Annotated in this window: 2 protein-coding genes; both read left to right on the top strand. The window is 52.5% G+C overall.

The window, feature by feature from the left end; translation table 11 throughout:
• On the top strand, nt 1-451 hold a 451-nt coding region (locus U1701_RS18650; protein ID WP_332784052.1), incomplete at its 5' end, for an adenosylhomocysteinase.
• Nucleotides 452-565: 114 nt separating this feature from the next.
• On the top strand, nt 566-1,197 hold a 632-nt coding region (locus U1701_RS18645; RefSeq protein WP_503676865.1), incomplete at its 3' end, for a PAS domain-containing protein.

Genomic DNA, 1,197 nt, shown 5'->3' with positions numbered 1-1,197 from the left:
CATCACCGCCGAGCATATGATGAACATGAAGCCAATGAGCATCGTCTGCAACATCGGTCACTTCGACAGCGAAATCCAGATTGCTGCTTTGTCGAATTATAACTGGACTGAAGTGAAGCCAGGCACTGACCTTGTCCAGTTCCCCGACGGCAAGCAAATCATCGTCCTTGCTATAGGCCGTTTGGTGAACCTTGGCTGTGCAACCGGACATCCAAGTTTTGTGATGTCGGCAAGCTTTACAAACCAAGTGTTGGCGCAAATCGAGCTTTGGACCAACGGTGAAAATTACAAGAACCAAGTCTATGTCTTGCCAAAGCATCTCGACGAGAAAGTCGCGACGCTTCACCTGGAAAAGCTGGGCGTCAAGTTGACAAAGCTTACTGCCAAACAGGCAGGATATATCGGTGTTTCGACCGAAGGTCCGTTCAAGCCAGACCATTATCGTTATTAATAACGCGTCCGTTTACGACGAAAAGAAAGCCTGCTGCGTAATCGTGGCGGGCTTTTTTCGTTGCGCGGCCCGAGCATTTGGGCATTAGCATATTGCCAGCAACGTAAAGGGCGCATGACGATGACAGGCACTGGCCTGCCAATTGCACTAATAGGGATTTTGATGGCACTTTGGCTTGTCGGAGCTATTGTTGCCATTTGGATAGGGCTGTCAATGCGCAGCCAGTCCAACAAGATGCTGCGCCAGACGGCGCGGCTTAGTCGCCTGCTTGAAACCGCGCCTGCTTTTCCTGTAGTAGTTAAGGGTGACGGCAGGATAGAAGCGCCCGACCGCTTTGCACGTTTGCTTGGTCTAGACGTGCCAGCGTCCTCGCTTTCGGAACTTGGTGGACGGACCAATGCCGGCCTCGCCCTAGAGGATCTTGCCGAACTTGAAGCAAAAGTGCGTGAAACTCAACGTACTGGGAAGGGCTTCACTTTACCTTTGGCAATTGAAGGGTCGAGCCGCAGGCTGACTGTGGTTGGCAACATTGCGGATACGATCATCTACCCCAACGGGGCAGCGTTATTATGGTTTTTTGATTCCACCGAAAGTTTGCGCGAACTGGAACGGCGGGCGCAGGAATCGGACGAAGCGCGGTCTGCATTTTCGGCATTGGCGGGACTGATTGAAGCGGCGCCTATTCCCATGTGGCATCGCCGGCCTGACATGAACCTGCATTTCGTGAACCATGCGTATGTCGAAGC

Source organism: Sphingomonas rhamnosi (assembly GCF_036663615.1).
Classification (GTDB): Bacteria; Pseudomonadota; Alphaproteobacteria; order Sphingomonadales; family Sphingomonadaceae; genus Sphingomonas.
Note: the sequence above shows the minus strand (reverse complement) of the source record. Positions and strands in the feature narration are given on the sequence as shown.